The following is a 23,392-nucleotide window of genomic DNA, read 5'->3' on the forward strand; positions in this document are numbered from 1 at the left end:
TTGCGCTAAGTATTTCCAAGCCGTGGTTAATAGGTTGCGGAGTGATTGAAAAAGGCAAAACAGGCTTTTAAGCTCTGCGCGGTTTCCGGCGGCATGAACTCGTTGAATTTAACCCCGTAGTGGTGCTCGCCATCGACACGCTTGTACCACACGATGCTGCACACTATTTCCAGCGGTAGTTGCGATTCATATTGCTGAATATTGTCATATGGAATACGCAATTGAATAGCAATCGAGCTGTTTAGCGGGCAGGGCAGTTCCACAGGCAGACGCAAACAGGCACCGGACATGCTGAAATCAGCAGTGACGCCGTCGAGAACCAAGTCGGCGATTTCGACATGGGCCAGCAAGTATTGGCTGCTGCGCGGAAATTTACGATTCTCGTTGGCGGCGGGAGTCGCCGTCCACTGCGCATCGAAGCTAAAGTGTTCCAGCATAGTGCGCATTTTTTCGGTCACCACGTAAAGGTCGTCGCTGATGGTCCTGGTGATGTGCACTTTGGATTCGTTCTGCCCCAGCGCGTCGAATAAAGCTGATACCCGAGTCTGCAATTGGTTGACGTTATCCAGTTGATATTTGGATACCTGGGAGATTTGCTGCGCCGTACCCGCATTTTCTGCTATCTGACCCACAATCTCGTTGATGACTACACTGGTGGTTTCGGCTTTTTCCATGCCCTGTTTGGTGGTCTGGATGATGGAGCCCATCGCCAGAGTATTTTCTTCGATGATTTTGGTTAATTCGCCAATAATGCTGGCAATTTCGGCGGTAGCGCCGGAAGCGTTTTGCGCCAGCTTACGCACTTCATCGGCTACCACCGCAAAACCTCTGCCGTATTCGCCGGCTCTGGCGGCTTCGATGGCCGCGTTTAAGGCCAGTAGATTGGTTTGCTCGGTGATGTTGCGGATGGTGGTGGTAATATCCTGAATTTGCCGATTAGCTTGGCGCAGTGCCACGGTTTTAGCTTCCGCGTTTTCCACTTCCTTCACAACCCGGCGCATTTCGTCAAGATTTTCGTTGACGGCGATGATGCCTTTTTGCGCCGTGTTTTGCGTTACCTGGGTGCGGTGGCGAATCTCAACGGAAAAGCGTTCGACTTCTTCGGTGGTGCTACGTAATTGTTCGGTAGCGGTTTTTACCTCGGACGATCTCGCTTGTTCCGAGCGGTTGGCATTGGAAATGCCGCCGGAAATATTGGATATTTGGTAGGAAGACTGGCCGATTTGCTTGCTAACCGCGTTGATCTCGCGCATATGGCTGGTCAGTTCCTGGCCCATGAGCTTCATGGTCGCCAATAAGCTGTTGGTATCGTTTTTCTCAGTGGTGACTTTGATGTCTAATTGGCCTTTGGCGATACTGCCGGCAATTTTCGACGCATAGCTGGGCTCGCCGCCCAACACGCTAAATAATTTTCGCGTCAGCCAGATATTGGCGGTGACTATCAAAAGCAAAGCCAGGCCGGCGACGGTGGCGCTGACCGTAAACATCTGGCTTTGCATCTGATTTTGCTGCTGTGAGGCGGCGTTGGCTTGCTGTTCCACGCTGCCGGCAAGCTGATTGAGTTTGTTGGCCAAGATTTCCGAAGCCGCGTCGAAGCCATTTTCCGGCGCTTTCATGATCAGGTTGCCGGCTTCACGGCCTTGCTGAAAATAGGCGTTCGCCATGCGTTCGCCGGTGGCATAAAGCTCAGTCACGGCGTTATCGGCGTCCTTAATCGCCGGGTTCATGTCCGGCATCATCGCCAGTAAACTCGTCAGTTCCGCGTGAGCGGCATTTTTTTCCGCCAAGGCGTCGCTGTAATCGTCTTCGCCTACCGCTGATGCATCGGTGAGAAATTGCTGGATTTGTACGACGTGATAGCGAACATTTTTAAATGCCAGCGTCGCATTTATCAGACGCTGTTTTTCGGCTTCCGCTGTTTCCAGTTTGCCGTGGCTAAGCCACACAAACATATTGCCGACTATCAGCAATAAAGCCACCGTGGCGGTCAGTACGGTCAACAGTTTGCGTAAGGAAAAATCCTGAGGTGCGGACTGATTACTAAGGAGATCAGGCATAAGCGGTATCCATTTTCAGCAGAAACGTCAATGTGCGGTTTCACAAGTTTAGACTGATACGCGAGTTGCATAGTCATTTTGCAACTTACAAAGCTCGCCGTTGAATGTCGTCGTATCCGCACGGCCGGGAACGCAAATCCCAACGGTCTGGCAGAAAATTCCTACATTACTGAAAATGGCCGTTACAAGGAGTTGGTGGGTGGAGGGCAGCGTTAACCCGTTAGCCCGGAATGGGTGGCCGACGCCGAAATCACCCGGTATTTCGGTGGCTGCTGCTTTGGAATAATAAAGCTAGCTAGTGTGGGGAATTTTTATAATAATCGCATAGGACAGAAGTCAGCTGGCCGCCGAACCGGTCGGTCCCGAGGCTGTCCAAGCGTAGAATAAAAAATAATAACAGGAGGTACACCATGCTAGCCAAAATAGCTGTAGTCGATTACATGTCGACCAAAATCGTTACCGTTACCCCCGATACCGAAATTTCTCAGGCTGTTAAGATTTTGCTGGACCACAAAGTAACCAGCGTGCCGGTTGTGGACCAACACGGTAAGTTGGTGGGGATATTTTCCGAAAAAGACGGCATGAAGGTGTTTGTCGAATCCGCTTACAACCAAAGCATGGCTGGAAAAGTAGGTGAGTTCATGAGCAAAGACCCGCAATTTGTCAGTGCCGATGCCAGTCTGGTGGATGTCGCCAGCAAATTTCAGGAATCGCCGACCAGGAGTTTCCCGGTTTTTCAAAATGATCAATTTGTCGGCATGATTAGCCGCGTTGATGTATTAAGAGCGTTGTTAGCCATTCGCTAGATGTTTTAGTTCAAGGGTAGACCGCCATTCCCCTGGGATGGTGGTCTGCCCCTTGTCCTGCCTTATTGCCGCACGCCTGCCGACACGTAGGTACCCATGATGGTATCAGTGCAGGTTGCGGTAATCTTCGCGCCGTTCGGCGTTACCGTGCCGGTGCAATTGCCCTTCGAAACCCAGCCGTTTTGGTACTGTGCAGTGTAATCGTAAGTCAGGGTTTGCCCGATCAGATTGCCACTGCCTTTTGATGTATAGCCCACGCCTTGCGCCAACATCCCCCAGCCCTGGAATTCAAAACTGTCGCTCTGTTGGTTGATGTGGGTGCCGCCTGCGGTCGGCGCGGCCGGGTTATACCAGTCGCCGCTGATGTTGATGACTGGCACAGGCTCCACTACTGCCGGTTTTGCCGGGGCCATCGGCGGAGAAATTGCCGTCACGGTTTGCTGAGTCGGCGGCGATTCGGCGGTCTTTTGTTGTCCAGTCAATTTATCCCAGTTAGAGATGATAGCGACGCTGATCGAGCCGATGACACCAATGATCGCTGCAGCGATAGCGGGATTTTGATTGGATTCGGCCATAAGTTCCTCTGTTGCTGAATAAAAATGTCCGGCCGCCTGACGTGGCACCGGTTGAGAATTTAGCGCAGATGTAAACGATTCGGCAATCTAAAAGATGCGCTTGTCGGCTACAGAATAAATGGGAGAGAGTTAAGAGGCTGGATCTAGCCGAGTGAAGAAGGGCGGTAGGGGGCTTTTCGAGCGGGCTGGACTGGTTTGATCGGGCCCTCACTGCGGGTGATGCGGTGACCGCAGTGAGGCCCAATCGGATCTGAGATTACAGATTATTTATCGCATTTATGCGCGGAGCCGCAGCAATCGGCCATGTCACCGCCGTGCTTTTTGCAATGATCCGCACTGCAATCATGGGCTGCGCCGCCTTGATGATGGGAACAATGGTGGCTGCTGCAATTGGCGGCAGCGGCGGCTTCGTGATGGGCACAATGCTCGGCACCGCATTGGTGGGCGCTGGCATGGGCATCTTGCGCGCAATGTTGGGCGCAGACTTTATCCTTAGCACCTGGGTGATCGGCGCAATGTTTCGCGCAATCGTGTTCGGCTGCGGCTTTGTCGGCACAATGTTTCAGGCAAGCTTTGCCTTTTTTACCTTTGTGTTTGGCGCAATGTTCAACGCAATTGTGCGCTGCGGCATCGGCTTTATGTTTAGCGCAATGTTCCGGAGACATGGCGGGTGCCGCCGCTGGCGCGGGGGCAGCGGTTTCAGCCGGTGCAGCGGTTACAGGTGTCACGACCGCAGGCTCAGCAGTTGCTTCGACCGGTTTTGCGGATTCGCAGCCTGTCAGGGTCAGCAAAGCCGGCAAGGTTAAGGCGATTAGCAAATGTTGAATTTTCATAAGTATTTCTCTGTGGGTGATAAAGGAGGCGCAATTGTAGGGGTAAGGTGCACGTTAGGCAAATAAAATTGTGTTATTTAACACAGAATAATTTATTGGCGAGCGCGCCGGTTTGACAGTGATTGCCAAGCCGTTTCTCAATTTCCTTGGGTTTGTCACGCCCGCGAAGGCGGGAGCCGTTAAATTTTACGGCGAATCCACTCTAGCGGCTGGGCTTGCGCCTTTGCGGGAGCGATTATATTTGAGGGCGGGTTGGTAATTCGACCGGGTGAGCGGTCAGGCAGTGATTCCCGAATCCACAAGGTATGCAGATTACTTTTCCAGACAACGTAAGGTAAAAGTCACCGGGCCGTCGTTGATCAACGCTACTTTCATATCGGCGCCGAATTCGCCAAACTGGCTGCTTGGGTAAATCTCCAGCGCGCGCTTTTGCAAATACGCGAATAATTCCCGGCCCATTGCCGGCGGCGCGGCCGAGGCAAAACTGGGCCGGTTGCCGGTATCGGTGTTGGCCGCCAAGGTAAATTGCGGTACCAGTAGCAGGCCGCCTTGAATATCGCGCAGACTCAGATTCATTTTGTCGTCCGCGTCCGCAAAGATGCGGTAATTCAAAATCCGCTCCAGCAAGCGGTCCGCTTGTTTGGGGGTGTCGGCTTTCTCGACCGCCACCAGCGCCATAATGCCGGTGCCGATCACGCCGATGTCGCTGCCGTTGACCGTGACTTTGGCTTGGGTGACACGCTGGATAATGCTGATCATATTTTGTCCTTGAGATGATGAAGATAGTCGCCGCTTAAGATGCGCTGCAGACCGGTCGTCGGACGGTTGTAAAGATAGGTCCAAGCGCAAACGCTTTGTCTGTCGGGCAGGTCTACTAAAACTTGGCGGCGAATGTATTCATGCGGCTGCGGAAAATGCGTGGCGCATTCTTCGTAAATATCCAATACAGACAGCGTGTGTTCGGGGGCGCGAAGTAAATACAGTTCACCTTTGATCTGCGCTGTGCCGCTGGTTACAGCGCCTGGATAATTATCGATTTCATACAAATTGCCGTATATAAACGCAGGGCCTATGTACTCGCAATCGTCTAGGAATGGGTGTTGAGTTTGATCGTCCGGGTCTCTGCGCAGCGTACCGTAGACAAACAGGTATTGCGCGCAGCTCATGAATAGATCTGATCGACCAATGCCTTGAACCAGCGTGGGCGGAACGCGATAACATACAGCAGCGTCAAACCCATCAGCGGAAAGGGGCCGATTTCGACAACGGTCAGCAGCATAATGATTACGAACCACTTGAACCGGGTAAAGGCGGCTTGCGTACTCATCTCAATAACGGATCGCAGTAATGTAATACCGCGTTTCCTGTTCGGCATGGCGGATTGTCACTTCGTCGTCCAGCATCTTCTTCAATAAGGCTTTTGCTAAAGGCGAGTCCAGGCTGATCAAACCACCCGTAGTATCGATTTCGTCGGCACCGACGATGCGGTAGGTGATTTCCTGTCCATCCATCGTTTCCAAAGTCACCCAAGCACCGAAAAATACCTGATCGCGATTGCTCGGCTTCTCGGACACGACAGTCAACGACGGCAAGCGCTTTTGCAGATAATGAATGCGTCGGTCGATTTCCCGCAATTCTTTCTTCCGGTAAATATAATATAACCCCATGGCACAATGTACTATTCCAATCAAAATTTTTGCTTTACAGATCCATAATTGCAGGTTACCTTCAGAAAGAACCCCATGTCAAATAATAAATAGTATATGGCCTATACACATAAGATCAGTGTCAACTACAACGATGTGGAAAGTAGTCATCGATATCGGTTGCCTGCAATCTACACCGACAAAGGGCTGGTGATTTCGCATTTACGTTACTTGGCTTGGTATCACGAGAAAAGTGAATCCTGGAAGGAAAGATCTGTATTTTCCCTGCGTTTATTGATCGATTACATCAACGCTGTTCCAAAAATCAATAAAGCGAGTCAGTTGCTTAAAAACTTTACCCGAGCGTTGGTTACAGGAACAATTGACTATGAGTTATTAACTGATCCATTAAACCTCTACTGGCGCCTGCGGGAATTACCTGACGCCAATACCATTCTCTTCCATATTACCCATTACACAGACTTCCTGGCATTACAGGATGGTTATTCCGAAAACCGAATAAACCCATTCCGCGAATCAACTAATTGGGAAGAACGTCTTTATTGGTGCGCCTACTATCAGAAGCAAGCTAATGTATTCTTAAACCATCTCAGCAAAAAGAGCGAAGCATATGTTAATGCAAAACAAACAAGGCTTGTGGCTCCCATGCTGGTTCCGCATGTTAAACAAGAAAAAACAGCCACATTTCCCGAAGAGCACCTGGATAATCTGTTAGAAAATGGCTTTAAAGTGAATGGAAAACAAGATTTTAGATCACAAGCTATTACTATTTTATTAAACTATGGTGGTCTTAGAAAAAGCGAAGTTTTTCATCTTTATATATCTGATATAACGCTTCATCCAAACCATCATGACGAGGCTCTCGTCAGAATATATCATCCTCAATACGGAGCAGCCCCTGATCCTAAATTTAAAAATCGAATGGATTACTTGCAAGCAACTTCATCAGTAAAGCCAAGAAATACCTATCGACTGAGCGAAAGGCTTTATGCTGGTTGGAAGAATCCACTACTGACAAGTAAATCGGGATTTTTCGATGTCATCTTTAACCCACCGGAAAAAGCGAAAGATTTTCTTATTGCTTGGATAAGCTATCTGAAATACCAACGGGTTGAGCCAAAGTTGTCGCACCCATTTGCGTTTACAAATTCAATAGGCGAACCAGAAACCTTAAAAAATTATCAACGTAAACACCGTCGGGCTGTTGAAAGTATTGGATTAAAGTCAAAGAAAGAGCTTGGGACAACCGAACACGGGCATCGTCACGCCTATGGTTATCGTGCAAGAAAAAGTGGGCTTAATCAAATAGAAATTCAAAAGGCCATGCATCATAAAAGCCCTCTTTCTTGTCTGGTTTATATTCAGCCAACAAGTGATGATATACGAAATAAAATGAAGAGTATTGAAAAGTGAATATCAGTGTCAATAAATTACCTGATGTTTTTGAAAGGCCCGCAACACTAGCTGAATTAAAGCTTCTCTGCAAGCGGCTCGGGATAAACAATTCAGTTGAATACCGAAAGAGATATCGCGACATCCCAGGTTTAGTCGCGCACCCTGAACGGGTTTATGCCGACGAATGGGTTAGTTATTGTGATTTATTTGATATTCCTGAATTTATTAGTTATAAAAAGCTCAAGCAAACAATAAAACCGCTGGGCCTTAAGTCTCAGGACGACTACAAAAAGTTTGTTAAAAACTCAAATAATCCAAATTTTCCTATCGGCCCCGAAGGTGTTTACAGTCAAGAGTGGGAAAACTGGTATCGATTTCTAGGAAAAGAGGAGCCATTCAAGCCTCAATTCATAGCTCCAAAATACAAAGTATGGGCGGAAAAGATTGATGAGTTCATGAAACAAGCCCTGGGAGGAGGTACCAAAATTACCCTCCTATGTCGCTTTGTCAGAATATTCATCGAGAAACACGATAAAAGCGCTACGCCCCAGGAGCTGCTGACAAAAAAGAAAGTGGTCATCAAACCTTTTCGCGATGAGTTAGAAAATCTTCCCACAGATAACATGCGTAGAAACATCATTTTGGCCGTCAATGAGTTTCTTGACTACATCATCGAAAATGATTTAACGCTTGAAGATGATGAGACTGGCGAAATTGTGAGAGTGATGGAGGCTCGAAATCCGTTTTCATTATTGTCTACTGACCATAGCATCTCTAACCCCGTCAGAAGTGAATCGACCAAGCCTTGCTTGCAGTATCACTTCGTTCGCAAAGCACAGTCATGGATCGTTCCAGATAAAGCGAGAAATTTCAAAGATCTTGTGCATCTGCATCAATTCGACACCGACTGGATAAAGATCTCGCAAAAGCAAATTGATTATAGCGATCCTGATTGCGCGGTACGAAAGCAAGGCAATCAGTATTTTATCTGGTCGCCGATTGACTGGATACATACTTATGCCCTTACCAAGGTTCCGCTTAGGGGAAGGCAAATCGCCTACAACGATTCTGGCGAAGGTGATCTTGAAATTGCCGACATCGATGAAAAGGGGGCGATCATGTGGGTGAAAAACACTGGTTCATTAGCCGGCACCACGAAAAGCCAATCTTTTGTTAAAAAACTCGTCGACGGGAATTTGGGAATGTTTGTAACCACAAACAAGACCAATAACCATGGTTTAGGTTATTCGATACCTTGGATACCGGAAGATTTAGCCTATTGGCTCGTAAAGCTTAGAAAATGGCAACAAAAGTACAATGCCATTGACAAACCAACACCCTGGAGTGTTTGCAAGAGAACTCACCTCAACGAACTCCAATTGAAAGCCAAAGGCGTAAATTGCTTTTTGTTCAGGGCGTTCGCTGATTGTGAGCCAAAAAACGTCGGATCAGCGTTGACCAACCGCCTTGCAGCCGCGCTTCACCATATTCAGCCATCTAATTTGCAACTGTCGGAATTAAACGGTAGTAACTATTACCTCTCAAATTATCGATCAAAATATACCCCGCATTCGATGCGCGTCAGCCTGATTACGGCTTACGTTATGGAAATGGGGATGCCCATTGAAATCGTTATGAAGGTCGTCGGACATTCGTCTATCGTCATGTCAATTTACTATTGCAAGGTATCGCAACAGGATATCCGTCAGCGCCTGGAAGAAGGGGGGAAAAGGGCTTTACAATCAAAAGCTCAAGCCACACAACGCCTGATTGAGCAAAACAAACTGGAATCAGTCAAAAATCAGTTGATCGCAAAAAATGAAGACTTACTGGCGTCGCTAACCAACGAAATTCCTGCTGGAAACTTCATATTTAGGGACTATGGGATTTGCCCGTTTGCTGCCTCACGTTGTGACGATGGCGGAGAAGTGATTGGAGGCGCCCAAGTCAATGCGCCTACTCCTTCTGGTTATCTCGGCATGCAGAATTGTCTGAGATGCCGACATTTCATCACAGGGCCAGCGTTTCTCGGTGGTCTTCTTTCCCTAACGAATGAAATCCTACTCCAATCTAACGAGCAAGCAGAAGTGTGTTGCCGGCTTCAGGAAAAAATTGATCAAACGACTGAAACCATTGAGGAACTCGAGAGACAAGAATATGTTGCTAATCTAAAAAATCAGCCATTTGATTCCAGTCGGCGAGACCCATTTGAAATTAGGCAACGAAAACTGGAGTCGGAGTACGAAAGCGCAGCCAAAAAAATGGACATGCTATTGTGCGATTTACAAGCTGCTTATCAGCTAGTCAAGCTCTCACAATCAATTGTCAATGAGCCTAGGTTTGAAGAAAATAAAACTCTTTCGCTGTTGAAAATGCCGGATTCTGAAATGCGAATTGAAGTTTCAGAAGTATCCCATTTCCAACAGCTTCACGAGGTCTGTGAAAATGCAACCATCTATGAGTCCGCAAATCCAGGAAGCGCTATTATTCCAAGATCGCAGTTGTTAGACAGAATGGCGCTCTACAATGACCTTTCGCCTCGTCTATTCACACTTAGCAAAGACGAGCAACTTGAAGTTGGCAACCAACTCGTCGCTCTTTTTAAAGCGCGACTGAAGTCTTGGGCCAGGGTAGATCAGCTAGTCAATTGCGAAATCAGGATTGACGAACTGCCAAGCTACGAAAAAATTGAGAAGTCAGAAATTGAAGTGATCACCAAATCTAAAATACAACTAGCAAGCCAAGTTTCGCCATGACACCCAGTGATATGTTAGAGAAGCTCAAACAAGACGCGACCCCAAGAACAGTGGCCACATTGGAAGCTATTTTCGAAATATGTATGGAGCAAAAGGAAAGAGGCATAAACGATTTTTCGATCGCTACCATTGCTAAACTGGGTTACAAGCGAGGGGTACCGAGAGCACAAAGTCTTCGAAATAAGACAGGGGAGAGTTATCGAGCACTGATTAAATACTTTGCCGACGCCAATGTAGCCGGGACCAAGGAAAAACCACAGGTACAATCAAAAGAGGACTGGATAGAAGAAATATCCAATCCCAAGCACAAACTGCTTGCCCGAATCCAAGCGGCTGAGTTATCCGCCGCTCAGTCTAAAATTCGCGAATTTGTGCCACCAGGAACCCGAATAGACGTATACGACCATAGAGGATCACTGGATGACACTGAAGCTAAACTGACTTCGCAGGAACGAAGGGCGCTCGAATACATTATCTCCAAAGAATTTCAGCAAAAATGGAATTTTTCCGAGACCGTTTACGGGGAGTTGGTTGATTCAAATAATAAAGTAGTGCTCAAAGCGGCAACGGTAGACGCCGTCAAAAAAGCACTCAATCACCTGTGAACCAATGAAAACTAATCTTGTTACGCGCGAAGGGTACGAAAATCTTCAACAAGAACTGGATTTCCTCTGGCGGAAGGAACGTCCTGAAACCACCGAAAAAGTTACCTGGGCCGCCAGTCTCGGCGATCGCTCGGAGAACGCAGACTATAAATATAATAAACAACGTCTTCGTGAGATTGATCGCCGCATTCGTTATCTAACAAAGCGCCTGGAAGAAATCCGAGTCGTGGATTATGACCCCTGTCAGGAAGGAAAAATATTTTTCGGCGCTTGGGTGGAATTGGTGGACGATGAAGAATTGACACTGAAATTCAAAATTGTCGGTCCGGACGAAATATACGGACGAAAAGACTATGTGTCTGTTGATGCACCGGTCGCTCGTGCCTGTTTAAAAAAAGAAGTTGATGACGAAGTGATGGTCAAAACGCCCGTTACTACAAAAAATTGGTACGTTAACAAGGTTTGGTATGAAAAACCGCCTAAATAATTCTGACCCAACAGGTGATCCCGCTAGAGGGTGTCCGCTAACCTAGAAAATCCCCTTTTATGAAGTCCAATCGGGTTTCGATGTAGCTATCATTTGACTGTAAACAGCAAATTTACAGCGAGCATGACCTCTCAAGTTGTCATTGATTAACCTGTTACAGCAAGACTTCTCGGCGACCGCGCCCAATCAAAAATGGGCGGGTGATATTACTTATTCATAGACCGAGGAAGGCTGCTTATATCTAGCTGTCATCATTGACTTGTTTTCCCGCCAGGTTGTGGGTTGGGCAATGGCCGAACAAATGACCGCCGATCTGGTCTGTAACGCGCTAAAAATGGCGATTTTCAGGCGCAATCGTCCCAAGGGTGGCCGCTAGGTAAGCTCTATCTGGAGTCGTGGTACGTGCTAAAACGGGCCGGCGTGATCAAGCCGACCGGGTTTAACGGCAAGCCATGCAAAACGGCGATCTAAACAAAGTGAACAGCCGAATCCAGCCGCCGATTGGACTTAAGGACAGGTCTGTTCGAAGAAACGATTTGCGATAATTGGCTAACGCCGATTGTCATCAGTAAGATGCGCGGCTAACACCAACAATAAACCGGCAACCAATTTTAGAGACTAACCAGATGACACGAATGGAATCGACAAACGACCGGGACGGTTATGCCTGCCTACGCAACCACCAGGCTCGGCATCAATCTGGATTCGCAAACCTGCCGCACGGGAAAAACCTGAACTCAATCGTTATCGGCGTAATTTCTGGAAAGGTCGGCGGTAATCTGGGCGACATTAGCCTAATCCAGGACAACTTCCACACAGTCAGGTTACTGATCGCCAGAACACCACCGGCCTCAAGGATCTATCCGACTAGCATGTCTGCCCTCAGTGAAGCCGCAATTTTTCGTGCATCGATACCCCCCTCATGTCAGAAAGCTATCTGCAGATATTCAAATGACAGTATTTTAAAATCAATGGTTAATTTTAAAACATTAAATTAAAAATCTTCTAAGGAGATAACGAGTGAATTTAGATTATTCGAAAGGGTCAGTGACATATAAAAATGATTTAGGCGAAACGGCAATACTCAATATTCTAACTAAGGAGATAACGCTAAATGCAGGAGTAGTAAAGACGATTATTAATCCTTATGATGGTAAATACAGTATTTTCTTGAATGGAGGAGTGGTTAATGGATCACTCACGCTGGACAGCAATCAAAATTGGTCACTAAATGGAACGGTGGGAATATTCACTGGTAAGGTCAACAGCGATGGCAGTAGCTCTGGAGGGGTGTTGGTTGACTTCGCCAAAGGAACAGGGAAGTTATATTTTGGAACAGAAACACAGAGTAACGGTAGCACCAAAGATGTAGTCGATCTTAATGTTAACTTGGCTGGTGTTAAGTGCAATGTCCACTCTGAGTTGGTTCCAATTTCTGGTGGTGGGATTAATTTGATAACTACTACCTCTGTGACTAAGGATGGTCAAAAAATATATTCTTCATCTAGCAGTAACGCCTATACGGTTAATGATCTGGCTGATTTGATGGGGGGACTACTTGGTGAAGCGGTCAAAGGGATCAGATCGCATAACGCTATGATTGAAACCACAGTAAACGGAGACTTTATCAATGCCACCGTCGCCACACCCCCTGTCCGCCGCGACCCTTTGGTATTCGACCTGGACGGCGATGGCCTGGAAACCGCCGGCGTCAACACTGCCAACCCGATCTACTTCGACCACGACGCCGACGGTGTCAAAACCGCGACCGGCTGGGTCAAAGCCGACGACGCCTTCCTGGTGCTGGACAAAAACGCTAACGGCACGATAGACAGCGGCCGCGAGCTGTTCGGCGACGCGATGATCAAAAGCAACGGCCAACTGGCCGCCGACGGCTTCGACGCCTTGCGCGACCTGGACGCCAATCTGGATGGTAAAGTCGATGCCAACGACGCCCAATTCGCCAACCTGCGCCTGTGGCGCGACCTGAACCAGGACGGCATTAGCCAGGCCGACGAACTGTTCACGCTGGGCAGCCAGAACATCGCCGCCATCAACGTCGGCAGCACCGAGCACAGCCAAATCCTCGCCAACGGCAACCAGCTGGCCGACATCGGCAGCTACGTCAAAACCGATGGTAGCGTCGCCGCCCTGGGCGAAGTCACCGGCAACCTGGGCGACATCAACCTGATCCAGGACACCTTTCACAGCCAATTCAGCGACCACCTGAACACCACCGGCTTCGAAGCACTCCCCGATATGCAAGGCGCCGGTCAAGTCCGCAGTCTGCGCGAAGCCGCCACCCTATCGCCGGCACTGGCGCAATTGCTAACCGACTTCACCGCCGCCGACCGCGCCGGACAGCAAGCTTTACTGGATACCGTCCTGAAAGCCTGGAGCGACACCAGCACCATGGCCGCCACCTTCACCGGCGCCTACGCCGGCCACAGCCTGAGCGTCAACATCCAAAACGTCGCCGCCGGCAGCACCGCCTACAACGCCTGGGCCGACAAACTGACCGTCCTGGAACACTTCAACGGCCGTACCTTCAACACCGTACCGGCCGGCACGACGGCAGCGACTATCAACCTGTGGAGCGTCACCCAGGATTTGCTGCAAAGCAGCTACGACTCGTTGAAGACCTCGGTTTATCAAAGTTTGGTGTTACAAACCCGAGTCCAACCCTTGCTGGATTTGATTACGTTGAAAGTTGACAGTGACGGCGTTAGCCTGGACTTTACAGCACTGAGCGCGGAATTGGATCGTCGCACCGCCGCCGACCCTGCCACCGGTGCTGCCGATCTGGCCGAATTTACGATTCTGACCCAGGACAAACTTAAAGACACTGGTTGGCGAGGTTGGGAAAAATTGGTCGAATACGTCAACACCTACCCGATGACCGCAGAAATGCGCAGCCAATTGGTCTTGGTCGGCGTCAAATTTGACGGCACTGTTAGCAACGATATTGTCGTGGGCGATGGAGGCAATAACACTATCTCGGGCGGGACCGGCAACGATACGATTTATGGGGCGAATGGGGATGACAATCTCAGCGGCGATGCCGGTAACGACCGCCTGGACGGTGGTGATGGCAACGATACCCTGAACGGCGGCGACAACGAAGACACCTTATTGGGCGGGGCTGGCGACGACGTCTTGACCGGCGGCAACGGCTATGACAGCCTGACCGGCGGCCTGGGCAACGACACGCTGTACGGCGGCGGCAACGGCGATACCTATATCTTCAATCGGGGCGACGGTGCGGACACCATCATCGAAAGCGGCGATGCTGTAGACACTGTGTACTATGGCGGCGCTACCGATAAATTGGTATTCGGGACTGGCATCACGGCTGCGGACTTGAACTTCACCCAGGTGGGCAACGACTTGGTGATGGATTTAGGTGCGGGTGACCGCTTAACCTTCAAGAACTGGTATGTGTGGAGCAGTTACAACAACGGCACCTGGCCTTACCAAGTAGAAAGCGTCCAGTTTGCCGACGGCACGGTGATGAACATTACGGCGTTTTTGAACATCAAAGGTGTTGACGTAGCAGGCACCGACAGCAACGATAATATTTTGAGTGGCGCGGAGATCGACCGGATTAACGGCGGCCTGGGTAACGATACCATCAACGCCGGCGCCGGCGACGACTATCTGAATGGCGGCGATGGCAACGACATATTGAATGCTCAGGACGGTAATGATACTGCGGATGGTGGCATTGGCGATGACACACTCAGTGGCGGCAATGGCAACGACGTATTGCTCGGTGGCGCCGGTATCGATACGCTGAACGGCGATGCCGGTAACGACCGCCTGGACGGTGGTGATGGCAACGATACCCTGAACGGCGGCGACAACGAAGACACCTTGTTGGGCGGGGCTGGCGACGACGTCTTGACCGGCGGCAACGGCTACGACAGCCTGACCGGCGGCCTGGGCAACGACACGCTGTACGGCGGCGGCAACGGCGATACCTATATCTTCAATCGGGGCGACGGTGCGGACACCATCATCGAAAGCGGCGATGCTGTAGACACTGTGTACTATGGCGGCGCTACCGATAAATTGGTATTCGGGACTGGCATCACGGCTGCGGACTTGAACTTCACCCAGGTGGGCAACGACTTGGTGATGGATTTAGGTGCGGGTGACCGCTTAACCTTCAAGAACTGGTATGTGTGGAGCAGTTACAACAACGGCACCTGGCCTTACCAAGTAGAAAGCGTCCAGTTTGCCGACGGCACGGTGATGAACATTACGGCGTTTTTGAACATCAAAGGTGTTGACGTAGCAGGCACCGACAGCAACGATAATATTTTGAGTGGCGCGGAGATCGACCGGATTAACGGCGGCCTGGGTAACGATACCATCAACGCCGGCGCCGGCGACGACTATCTGAATGGCGGCGATGGCAACGACATATTGAATGCTCAGGACGGTAATGATACTGCGGATGGTGGCATTGGCGATGACACACTCAGTGGCGGCAATGGCAACGACGTATTGCTCGGTGGCGCCGGTATCGATACGCTGAACGGCGATGCCGGTAACGACCGCCTGGACGGTGGTGATGGCAACGATACCCTGAACGGCGGCGACAACGAAGACACCTTGTTGGGCGGGGCTGGCGACGACGTCTTGACCGGCGGCAACGGCTACGACAGCCTGACCGGCGGCCTGGGCAACGACACGCTGTACGGCGGCGGCAACGGCGATACCTATATCTTCAATCGGGGCGACGGTGCGGACACCATCATCGAAAGCGGCGATGCTGTAGACACTGTGTACTATGGCGGCGCTACCGATAAATTGGTATTCGGGACTGGCATCACGGCTGCGGACTTGAACTTCACCCAGGTGGGCAACGACTTGGTGATGGATTTAGGTGCGGGTGACCGCTTAACCTTCAAGAACTGGTATGTGTGGAGCAGTTACAACAACGGCACCTGGCCTTACCAAGTAGAAAGCGTCCAGTTTGCCGACGGCACGGTGATGAACATTACGGCGTTTTTGAACATCAAAGGTGTTGACGTAGCAGGCACCGACAGCAACGATAATATTTTGAGTGGCGCGGAGATCGACCGGATTAACGGCGGCCTGGGTAACGATACCATCAACGCCGGCGCCGGCGACGACTATCTGAATGGCGGCGATGGCAACGACATATTGAATGCTCAGGACGGTAATGATACTGCGGATGGTGGCATTGGCGATGACACACTCAGTGGCGGCAATGGCAACGACGTATTGCTCGGTGGCGCCGGTATCGATACGCTGAACGGCGATGCCGGTAACGACCGCCTGGACGGTGGTGATGGCAACGATACCCTGAACGGCGGCGACAACGAAGACACCTTGTTGGGCGGGGCTGGCGACGACGTCTTGACCGGCGGCAACGGCTACGACAGCCTGACCGGCGGCCTGGGCAACGACACGCTGTACGGCGGCGGCAACGGCGATACCTATATCTTCAATCGGGGCGACGGTGCGGACACCATCATCGAAAGCGGCGATGCTGTAGACACTGTGTACTATGGCGGCGCTACCGATAAATTGGTATTCGGGACTGGCATCACGGCTGCGGACTTGAACTTCACCCAGGTGGGCAACGACTTGGTGATGGATTTAGGTGCGGGTGACCGCTTAACCTTCAAGAACTGGTATGTGTGGAGCAGTTACAACAACGGCACCTGGCCTTACCAAGTAGAAAGCGTCCAGTTTGCCGACGGCACGGTGATGAACATTACGGCGTTTTTGAACATCAAAGGTGTTGACGTAGCAGGCACCGACAGCAACGATAATATTTTGAGTGGCGCGGAGATCGACCGGATTAACGGCGGCCTGGGTAACGATACCATCAACGCCGGCGCCGGCGACGACTATCTGAATGGCGGCGATGGCAACGACATATTGAATGCTCAGGACGGTAATGATACTGCGGATGGTGGCATTGGCGATGACACACTCAGTGGCGGCAATGGCAACGACGTATTGCTCGGTGGCGCCGGTATCGATACGCTGAACGGCGATGCCGGTAACGACCGCCTGGACGGTGGTGATGGCAACGATACCCTGAACGGCGGCGACAACGAAGACACCTTGTTGGGCGGGGCTGGCGACGACGTCTTGACCGGCGGCAACGGCTACGACAGCCTGACCGGCGGCCTGGGCAACGACACGCTGTACGGCGGCGGCAACGGCGATACCTATATCTTCAATCGGGGCGACGGTGCGGACACCATCATCGAAAGCGGCGATGCTGTAGACACTGTGTACTATGGCGGCGCTACCGATAAATTGGTATTCGGGACTGGCATCACGGCTGCGGACTTGAACTTCACCCAGGTGGGCAACGACTTGGTGATGGATTTAGGTGCGGGTGACCGCTTAACCTTCAAGAACTGGTATGTGTGGAGCAGTTACAACAACGGCACCTGGCCTTACCAAGTAGAAAGCGTCCAGTTTGCCGACGGCACGGTGATGAACATTACGGCGTTTTTGAACATCAAAGGTGTTGACGTAGCAGGCACCGACAGCAACGATAATATTTTGAGTGGCGCGGAGATCGACCGGATTAACGGCGGCCTGGGTAACGATACCATCAACGCCGGCGCCGGCGACGACTATCTGAATGGCGGCGATGGCAACGACATATTGAATGCTCAGGACGGTAATGATACTGCGGATGGTGGCATTGGCGATGACACACTCAGTGGCGGCAATGGCAACGACGTATTGCTCGGTGGCGCCGGTATCGATACGCTGAACGGCGATGCCGGTAACGACCGCCTGGACGGTGGTGATGGCAACGATACCCTGAACGGCGGCGACAACGAAGACACCTTGTTGGGCGGGGCTGGCGACGACGTCTTGACCGGCGGCAACGGCTACGACAGCCTGACCGGCGGCCTGGGCAACGACACGCTGTACGGCGGCGGCAACGGCGATACCTATATCTTCAATCGGGGCGACGGTGCGGACACCATCATCGAAAGCGGCGATGCTGTAGACACTGTGTACTATGGCGGCGCTACCGATAAATTGGTATTCGGGACTGGCATCACGGCTGCGGACTTGAACTTCACCCAGGTGGGCAACGACTTGGTGATGGATTTAGGTGCGGGTGACCGCTTAACCTTCAAGAACTGGTATGTGTGGAGCAGTTACAACAACGGCACCTGGCCTTACCAAGTAGAAAGCGTCCAGTTTGCCGACGGCACGGTGATGAACATTACGGCGTTTTTGAACATCAAAGGTGTTGACGTAGCAGGCACCGACAGCAACGATAATATTTTGAGTGGCGCGGAGATCGACCGGATTAACGGCGGCCTGGGTAACGATACCATCAACGCCGGCGCCGGCGACGACTATCTGAATGGCGGCGATGGCAACGACATATTGAATGCTCAGGACGGTAATGATACTGCGGATGGTGGCATTGGCGATGACACACTCAGTGGCGGCAATGGCAACGACGTATTGCTCGGTGGCGCCGGTATCGATACGCTGAACGGCGATGCCGGTAACGACCGCCTGGACGGTGGTGATGGCAACGATACCCTGAACGGCGGCGACAACGAAGACACCTTGTTGGGCGGGGCTGGCGACGACGTCTTGACCGGCGGCAACGGCTACGACAGCCTGACCGGCGGCCTGGGCAACGACACGCTGTACGGCGGCGGCAACGGCGATACCTATATCTTCAATCGGGGCGACGGTGCGGACACCATCATCGAAAGCGGCGATGCTGTAGACACTGTGTACTATGGCGGCGCTACCGATAAATTGGTATTCGGAACTGGCATCACGGCTGCGGACTTGAACTTCACCCAGGTGGGCAACGACTTGGTGATGGATTTAGGTGCGGGTGACCGCTTAACCTTCAAGAACTGGTATGTGTGGAGCAGTTACAACAACGGCACCTGGCCTTACCAAGTAGAAAGCGTCCAGTTTGCCGACGGCACGACCATGAGTGCGACGGCGTTGTTGAATGCCAGAGGCGTAGTGCAAGGTGGTACTGATGGCAACGATGTATTAACGGGTACAGACAATATCCATTTTCTTTATGGAGGTTTAGGCAGCGACACTATCAACGCAGGTAGCGGTGATGATTACTTGAATGGTGGCGACGGCAACGATGTGTTAAACGGTCAAGGTGGCAACGACACGCTGGAAGGTGGTTTAGGTGACGACACGCTGAATGGCGGTTTTGGCATCGACAGACTGATCGGCGGCCAAGGCAACGACGTCTATATGGTCGACAATAACGGCGATGTCGTCGTGGAAAACAGCGGCGAAGGTACCGATACCGTGTTGTCTGAGGTGAGTTACAACTTGTCCGCCAATGTCGAAAATCTTTCCTTGACCGGTACTGCCGCAATTAATGCCACCGGCAATACGCTGAATAATATCCTGGAAGGTAACGCCGGCAGCAACACCCTGAATGGCGATGCCGGCGACGATATTCTGAAAGGTCAAGCCGGTAACGACAGCGTGAATGGTGGAGCCGGCAACGATATGCTCTACGGCGGCGATGTCATCGATGCCGTGCCAGCCACGCTTGTTAATCAACTGGTGATCAACGCCAAGGCCAATTTGTTGAATGACGGCGCCGGTGCTCGGATGGACGTTTACATCGACGGTGTGCTGAAAACCACCTTCAGCGTCACCAACACGGCTACTTATCAAAATTACACCGTTGACCCTGGTTTGCTGGGCATCGGCGCGCATCTTATCGATATTGCCTTTAGCAACGATGCCGCGATTGCCTCACCACCTCAAGACCGCAATCTGTATATCAATACCATCACAGTCAACGGGCAGAGTATTGCAAATTCAGCCGACGGCGTTTATTACGATATTGGTGCGGGTGCTGCGGCTTTGGACGGTAAAAACCTGATCGCCAGCCAAGGCGTCATGCCGTGGAACGGCGCGCTACGTTTCAATCTGGATGGCAATGACCGATTGGACGGTGGAAGCGGTGTAGATACGATGGCTGGCGGGTTAGGCAACGACATCTACATCGTTAGCGAAGCTGGCGACAGCGTTATCGAAGCAGCCAATGCCGGCACCGACTTGATTCAGAGCAGCATCAGCTACGACCTGAATCAGGCGGCTAATGTGGAAAATCTGACCTTGACTGGTTCTGCAAGCATCAACGCCACCGGCAACGCGCTGGACAACACCTTACTGGGTAATACAGCGGACAACCGGCTGGATGGCGGCTTGGGCATCGACCGATTGGCCGGCGGCTTAGGTAATGACACCTACGTCGTCGATAACAGCAGCGATGTGATAGCGGAAAACGCCAATAGCGGTACCGATGCGGTCGAGTCTTCCGTTTCATGGACGTTGGGCGCCGAACTGGAAAATCTGACCTTGACCGGCTCAACTGCCATCAATGGCACGGGCAATGCCTTGAACAACGTGCTGAAGGGCAACAGCGCCGTCAACAGCTTATCCGCTGCGGCGGGTAACGATACCCTGGATGGCGGTGCAGGCGTGGATACGCTGACCGGCGGCACCGGCAACGATACCTATGTCTTGGGTCGGGGCTACGGTGCCGACACCGTGGTCGAGAACGATGCAACGGCGGGTAACACCGACATCGCGCAATTTCTGTCCGGTATCACCGCCGACCAGCTCTGGTTCCAGCATGTCGGCAACAATCTGGAAGCGAGCGTTATTGGTACCTCCGATAAATTAGTGATGAAGGACTGGTATACCGGCACCGCCAACCACGTCGAGCAGTTCAAAACCACCGACGGTGCGTTGACCCTACTGGATAGCCAAGTGGAAAACCTGGTGTCGGCGATGGCCGCGTTCGCGCCGCCGGCCGCCGATCAAACCACTTTGCCGACTAATTACCAGACGGCACTGGCACCGGTGATTGCGGCTAACTGGCATTAAAGGACCTTTCGAGGTACCGGCTAAAGGCCAAAGCGGCGCGAATTGGCGAGTCTGATTCGATGCGGCTTTGGCCTTGGTTTGGTGCTCCGGGTCCCTACCCATTTAATATTTTTACTCTCATTTTTCTTTCAAGCTGTTTTTGCGTGCAATGACCAATTCTTCCCCCTCTCCCGCTAGTGCTGCCCCCGCCGCGCCCCTCGACACCGGCTTGGCTTGCCTGGCGATGCTGGCCCGCCTGCACGGCGTCGCCATCGATCCCGATCAATTGGCTCACCAGTTTCGGCCCAGCGGCCAGCTATTGGGTTGTGACGATATTCTGCTGGCCGCCAAAACACTGGGCTTGCAGGCCAAACGGGTCAAAACCACAGTAGCCCGCTTGGATAAGACACCGCTACCGGCCGTGGCGATTAGTGGCGATGGAACATTTTTCGTCCTGGCCCGCGTCGATAACGGCCAAGTGTTGATTCACGACCCAGCTGCGGCCCGCCCGGAACAAATGCCGTTAGAGACTTTCGCCGAGCGTTGGTCCGGCGCATTGATCTTATTCACCTCGCGCGCCTCGCTGGCGGCCGAACTGGGCAAGTTCGATTTCACCTGGTTTATCCCTGCCATCGTCAAATACCGCAAACTGTTGTTGGAAGTATTGTTGGTCAGTCTGGTCTTGCAGTTGTTTGCCCTGGTCACGCCTTTGTTCTTTCAGGTGGTGATGGACAAGGTCCTGGTGCATAGAGGTTTTACCACCTTGGACGTGATCGCCATCGGCCTGTTGGTGGTGACCTTGTTCGAAGTGTTGCTGACCGGCTTGCGCGGTTATGTGTTTGCCCATACCACCAGCCGTATCGATGTCGAACTGGGAGCCAGGCTGTTTCGGCATCTGTTAAATCTACCGATGGCTTACTTCGAAGCGCGGCGGGTTGGCGACTCGGTGGCGCGGGTGCGCGAATTGGAAAACATTCGGGCCTTTCTGACCGGCAATGCGGTGACGGTGGTGTTGGACTTGTTGTTCTCGGTGGTGTTTCTGGCGGTGATGGCCTATTACAGCGTGGACCTGACCTTGATCGTCTTGGTGTCTTTACCGTGTTATGTCTTACTGTCGGTATTGTATACCCCACTATTACGCGGTCGCTTGCACGAAAAATTCAATCGCGGCGCCGAGAATCAGGCATTTTTAGTCGAGGCGATTTCCGGCATCGGTACCGTCAAGGCCATGGCGGTGGAGCCGCAACTGACCCGGCATTGGGACAAGCAATTGGCCGGTTATGTTTCGGCCGGGTTTCGTACCGCCAGCGTTGGCCTGTTCGCCAATGCCGGCGTCACGTTGATCGGTAAACTGGTTACCGTCGCCACCATGTGGCTGGGCGCCCGTCTGGTCATTGATGGCGAACTCAGCGTCGGTCAGTTGATCGCCTTTAATATGCTGGCCGGCCATGTGGCGCAACCGGTGATGCGTTTGTCGCAGCTGTGGACCGACTTTCAGCAGACCGGCATTTCGATGCAGCGCCTGGGTGACATCCTCAATAGCCGTGGCGAAACGGCAGGCAACAAGAGCAGCCTGCCGCCGATTCAAGGCAAAATCGAGTTCGACCAAGTGGTGTTCCGCTATAACCCGGACGGCTCGGAAGTGCTGAAAGGCATCAGTCTGGACATCGCCGCCGGCGAAGTGATCGGCATCGTCGGCCGTTCCGGTTCCGGCAAGAGCACACTGACCAAGTTGCTGCAACGCCTCTATGTCCCCGAACGCGGGCGGGTGCTGGTGGACGGCATGGATTTGGCCTTGGCCGACGTTTCGTCCCTGCGCCGGCAGATCGGCGTGGTGTTGCAGGAAAACGTGTTGTTCAATCGCAGTATTCGCGACAACATTGCCTTGACCGATCCCGGCGCACCCTTACCGCAAATTATTGCTGCCGCCAAACTAGCCGGCGCCCACGACTTTATCCTGGAACTGCCGGAAGCCTACGACACCATGGTCGGCGAGCACGGCTCGACCCTATCCGGCGGCCAACGCCAGCGCATCGCGATTGCCAGGGCCTTGATCAGCAATCCGCGCATCCTGATCTTCGACGAAGCCACCAGTGCACTGGATTACGAATCCGAACGCATCATTCAGAACAATATGAAAGCCATCTGCCAAGGTAGAACCGTCATTATCATCGCCCACCGCTTGAGCGCGGTACGCGATGCCAACCGTATTATCGTCATGGAGCGCGGCCAGGTCGTTGAGGCCGGCAGTCATAGTGAATTGTTGACCCACGAGTTGGGCCATTACAGCCGGCTGCATCGGCTGCAGATGGGATAA

Annotated in this window: 14 protein-coding genes and 1 pseudogene; 8 read left to right on the top strand and 7 right to left on the bottom strand. The window is 51.9% G+C overall.

Annotated features, from left to right (window positions below; genetic code table 11):
* Positions 1-26: 26 nt before the first annotated feature.
* Positions 27-2,057, bottom strand: coding sequence for a methyl-accepting chemotaxis protein (locus JWZ98_RS08615; RefSeq protein WP_205453978.1), 2,031 nt, complete (start codon positions 2,055-2,057; stop codon positions 27-29).
* Positions 2,058-2,467: 410 nt separating this feature from the next.
* Here JWZ98_RS08615 and JWZ98_RS08620 point away from each other — a divergent pair, with 410 nt between their 5' ends.
* On the top strand, positions 2,468-2,863 hold the full coding sequence (locus JWZ98_RS08620) for a CBS domain-containing protein (protein WP_033156676.1): 396 nt from the start codon (positions 2,468-2,470) through the stop codon (positions 2,861-2,863).
* Between the two features lie 62 nt (positions 2,864-2,925).
* On the opposite strand, the gene JWZ98_RS08625 is transcribed toward JWZ98_RS08620, so the two are convergent.
* The 6 genes from JWZ98_RS08625 to JWZ98_RS08650 all read right to left on the bottom strand — a co-directional run bounded on the left by JWZ98_RS08625 (position 2,926) and on the right by JWZ98_RS08650 (position 5,938).
* Positions 2,926-3,438: a hypothetical protein gene (locus JWZ98_RS08625; RefSeq protein ID WP_205453979.1), complete on the bottom strand. Its 513-nt coding sequence runs from the start codon at positions 3,436-3,438 to the stop codon at positions 2,926-2,928.
* 263 nt (positions 3,439-3,701) lie between these two features.
* Positions 3,702-4,271, bottom strand: coding sequence for a hypothetical protein (locus tag JWZ98_RS08630; RefSeq protein ID WP_205453980.1), 570 nt, complete (start codon positions 4,269-4,271; stop codon positions 3,702-3,704).
* A gap of 312 nt (positions 4,272-4,583) precedes the next feature.
* Positions 4,584-5,030 (bottom strand): D-aminoacyl-tRNA deacylase, encoded by a 447-nt coding sequence (gene dtd, locus JWZ98_RS08635; RefSeq protein WP_205453981.1) that lies wholly within the window; start codon positions 5,028-5,030, stop codon positions 4,584-4,586.
* Complete coding sequence (locus JWZ98_RS08640; RefSeq protein WP_205453982.1) at positions 5,027-5,437, bottom strand: gamma-glutamylcyclotransferase family protein; 411 nt, start codon at positions 5,435-5,437, stop codon at positions 5,027-5,029. The genes dtd and JWZ98_RS08640 overlap by 4 nt, the downstream gene beginning before the upstream one ends.
* Positions 5,434-5,598: a hypothetical protein gene (locus JWZ98_RS08645; protein ID WP_205453983.1), complete on the bottom strand. Its 165-nt coding sequence runs from the start codon at positions 5,596-5,598 to the stop codon at positions 5,434-5,436. Before JWZ98_RS08645 ends, JWZ98_RS08640 begins: the two co-directional genes overlap by 4 nt.
* A gap of 1 nt (position 5,599) precedes the next feature.
* Positions 5,600-5,938 carry a GreA/GreB family elongation factor gene (locus JWZ98_RS08650; RefSeq protein ID WP_205453984.1) on the bottom strand — a complete coding sequence of 113 codons (339 nt, stop codon included), beginning with the start codon at positions 5,936-5,938 and terminating at the stop codon, positions 5,600-5,602.
* A gap of 96 nt (positions 5,939-6,034) precedes the next feature.
* On the opposite strand from JWZ98_RS08650, the gene gmtY reads away from it, so the two are divergent.
* From gmtY to JWZ98_RS08685, 7 genes and pseudogenes are all read left to right on the top strand, one after another.
* On the top strand, positions 6,035-7,351 hold the full coding sequence (gmtY, locus tag JWZ98_RS08655; RefSeq protein WP_205453985.1) for a gamma-mobile-trio recombinase GmtY: 1,317 nt from the start codon (positions 6,035-6,037) through the stop codon (positions 7,349-7,351).
* Complete coding sequence (locus tag JWZ98_RS08660) at positions 7,348-10,089, top strand: VPA1269 family protein (RefSeq protein ID WP_205453986.1); 2,742 nt, start codon at positions 7,348-7,350, stop codon at positions 10,087-10,089. Before gmtY ends, JWZ98_RS08660 begins: the two co-directional genes overlap by 4 nt.
* A complete protein-coding gene (gene gmtX, locus JWZ98_RS08665) occupies positions 10,086-10,694 on the top strand; it encodes a gamma-mobile-trio protein GmtX (protein ID WP_205453987.1) in 609 nt (202 codons plus the stop codon). The genes JWZ98_RS08660 and gmtX overlap by 4 nt, the downstream gene beginning before the upstream one ends.
* Before the next feature lie 4 nt (positions 10,695-10,698).
* Positions 10,699-11,181 carry a transcription elongation factor GreB gene (gene greB / locus JWZ98_RS08670; protein ID WP_205453988.1) on the top strand — a complete coding sequence of 161 codons (483 nt, stop codon included), beginning with the start codon at positions 10,699-10,701 and terminating at the stop codon, positions 11,179-11,181.
* A 148-nt stretch (positions 11,182-11,329) separates the two neighbouring features.
* Positions 11,330-11,545 (top strand): annotated as a pseudogene (locus tag JWZ98_RS08675) (DDE-type integrase/transposase/recombinase); the annotation flags it as partial.
* Positions 11,546-12,777: 1,232 nt separating this feature from the next.
* Entirely contained in the window at positions 12,778-21,096 is an 8,319-nt protein-coding gene (locus JWZ98_RS08680; RefSeq protein WP_205453989.1) for a calcium-binding protein, read from the top strand.
* Between the two features lie 148 nt (positions 21,097-21,244).
* The gene (locus JWZ98_RS08685; RefSeq protein ID WP_205452440.1) at positions 21,245-23,392 is read left to right on the top strand and encodes a type I secretion system permease/ATPase; all 2,148 of its coding nucleotides are present in this window, start codon (positions 21,245-21,247) and stop codon (positions 23,390-23,392) included.

The sequence above is a fragment of the Methylomonas sp. EFPC1 genome, assembly GCF_016925515.1.
In the GTDB taxonomy this organism is placed as follows: Bacteria; Pseudomonadota; Gammaproteobacteria; order Methylococcales; family Methylomonadaceae; genus Methylomonas; species Methylomonas defluvii.